This is a genomic window from Pantoea sp. NGS-ED-1003 (genome assembly GCF_000738765.1).
GTDB classification, from domain to species: Bacteria; Pseudomonadota; Gammaproteobacteria; order Enterobacterales; family Enterobacteriaceae; genus Pantoea; species Pantoea septica.
This window is the reverse complement of record NZ_JPQA01000029.1, coordinates 1-2,350: the sequence shown is the minus strand read 5'-3', so window position 1 is coordinate 2,350 and position 2,350 is coordinate 1. Positions and strand designations below refer to the sequence as shown.

Here is a 2,350-nt window from a genome sequence, read left to right as displayed (position 1 = left end):
CGCAGCTCCTCGCAAGCTCCATCCTGATCGCCTGCGTTAAGTTTCTTCAGCAGCGTCGATTTAGAAAACGCACCGGAGCCTACGTTGTAGGTGAAGCTGTAGAGTGCTGCGCGCTGATATTCATTCAGCGGCACTTTCACCAGGCTATCGACCGTCTTCTTTACCGGCTGCAGGTCATTCCAAAGAAGGCGATCGCATTCGCGGTCGGTGTACTTCTTGCCTTTGATGATGTCGGTGCCGGTGTGGCCATCACAGACCGTCCAGACTCCAACAACATCTTTGTAGGGCTCGTACACCCGCCCCTCTACACCATCCTTGCCGCCGAGAAATACCGTAGCGATAAGCATGGCTCCGCCACCTGCGGCAGCGATCAGCTTGTTCCGCAGTGAGTTTGACATTGCCATGGGTTATTCCTCGGTGAGGCCGGGCGCGGTGGGCCAGCGCTGGAGCGCCTTAATCTGCGCCAGTGTGGCTTTGCGTTTGTAATACCAGTTGATGCCGAGCGTCAGCAGGGCGACCAGAATACCGGCCAGGACGCCTACAGCGCTCCACTCATCGGGACTAAGCCGGGTCAGAAGACCGTTGGCAATCGTCCCGGCTGACGCGCCATACGCTGCGCCTGAAGCCAGTTTGCTCATATCGATACTCATGTGACCCCCCTCGGTTTTTGAGGGAGCTGGCTCAATTAGGAATTGTCTACTTTCTGAACTGAGCAAGCCCGGTTAGCTTTAATCTTGTCGAGAGAAAAAAGCACCGTCCCGCCGTTGCGTAGTCAACGTTGAATAATCCGCCTGAGCGCGGATTTTTTTATGGATAAAAATCGCCCTCTGCCACAGGTCGCTAAATCGAAGTGTGCAGTGATTGGCAGGGGCGAAAACAGAAAAGGCCCGCCAAAGCGAACCTTTATGAATTTTTATTTAACTGAAGGGGTTAGCATCTTTTGCACAACGGCATAAATCATGACTACTACCTTTCACCAGTCAATCCTTGAAAGTTGACAGAGTGAAACTTGAATCTTTCCCCGCTTACTGTTGCTTCCCCTTCGGTACGCGGGGTTTTTTTTGGGCGCCCCGACGCAAATCTCGGTAACTGCCAGCCTGGTCAGCCAGGGAGGTTATTTGGCGGGCAAGGCAGGATTCGAACCTGCGACCAATCGGTTAACAGCCGAACGCACAACCTCTGTGCTTCTCACCCAAATTCAGACCAGAAAAAAAGCCCCACGCCATTAATCCGCAGGGCTTTTCTGTCCACTTTGAAGCCGTGGACTGCTTTGTTTGTTGCCGCTCAACAACAAGACGTAGCTTTCACTGTTAGAAATCCTATCCCCAGTTTCGGGAAAAGTAAATAGCCTGCGATAAAATAACAGGCTATTTTTTTTCAGCTCTATGCAGTAACTCTACTAAGAGCCGCGTTTGCCCAGGATTCCTCGATTTCCAGTTTGCCGATCAGCGTCTCGTAAAATGGCTTTACGCTCTTCTTCCAGGTATCCAGACTGATGGCATCAGTGATGCCGCAAACCGCTCCGTGAGCCTCAGTGGAAGGGATGCGCTCGTACCCTCTCCCGCAGCAGCGCTTACAATCACCCATTACCGGCACGCCCTGCCGCTCGGACTCCTTGCGCATTACTGCGCGCCCTCGCCCGTTACAGTCCCGGCACGCCGAAGACACAACCCCTTTACCTGCGCAGGTTTTGCAGTGCACCCGAACCTGCTCACGCACTTCGCGTCGGCCGGCACCGGACAGCATAGACTTCATCGTCACGACTTCCGCGGCGATAAATCCGGTGGCGCTGCAGCATTCGCACGGCTTAACGCTGGCGGCGCTGCGGCAGTAATCCAGATAGGCGTAAGTTGCGAGCACTTGCATCACAGCTGGTTTAATATCTGTTTCAAGTTTGCGAAGGGCGGCAACCCGGTCGCAGGTCTGCAGTGCAAAATCAGTTAACAGGGATACGGCGCGTCGGGCGTCGTTCTCACTTACTCCCACTTTCCCCATGAAGGCTGCATAACCCAGCGGCGCGCGGCTTTGCGTCATGCCCATTGCGGCCACATAGTCAGTGCCGGTCATTGCGTCGAGCGATGTCTGAGGCGCTGTGCCGCTGAAGTTCTGACCCTTCGGGAAGTGATATTTTATGGTTGCTTCAAGGCTCATGCTGCTTCCCTCTGTTTAACCAATTCACGCAGCAAAGCCCTGTAACGCGCACGTATGCCGTCCAGCTCTTCGCGGGTGTATCGGTGAGGTTCGTTGTTTGATTCGAGCGCCAGAACGCGCTGAAGGCCGATTTTGGTGATGAGATTGATGCGGTACTGCTGCTGATTGCCGGATAGCTGGACATTACATCGATGACACT

4 protein-coding genes and 1 tRNA gene are annotated in these 2,350 nt (G+C 54.2%); all 5 read right to left on the bottom strand.

Annotated features, from left to right (window positions below; translation table 11 throughout):
• A partial coding sequence (locus JS46_RS22535) for a glycoside hydrolase family protein (RefSeq protein ID WP_033756037.1) occupies positions 1 to 398 on the bottom strand: 398 nt, incomplete at its 3' end.
• A gap of 9 nt (positions 399 to 407) precedes the next feature.
• Positions 408 to 650, bottom strand: a complete 243-nt coding sequence (locus tag JS46_RS22530; protein ID WP_033756035.1) for a phage holin — start codon at positions 648 to 650, stop codon at positions 408 to 410.
• A gap of 469 nt (positions 651 to 1,119) precedes the next feature.
• Positions 1,120 to 1,194 (bottom strand) — tRNA-Asn (locus JS46_RS22525).
• A gap of 189 nt (positions 1,195 to 1,383) precedes the next feature.
• Entirely contained in the window at positions 1,384 to 2,151 is a 768-nt protein-coding gene (locus JS46_RS22520; protein WP_033756033.1) for an antitermination protein, read from the bottom strand.
• Positions 2,148 to 2,350 (bottom strand): recombination protein NinG (locus JS46_RS22515; protein ID WP_033756030.1); only part of this gene is annotated, 203 nt, incomplete at its 5' end. The genes JS46_RS22520 and JS46_RS22515, both read right to left, overlap by 4 nt.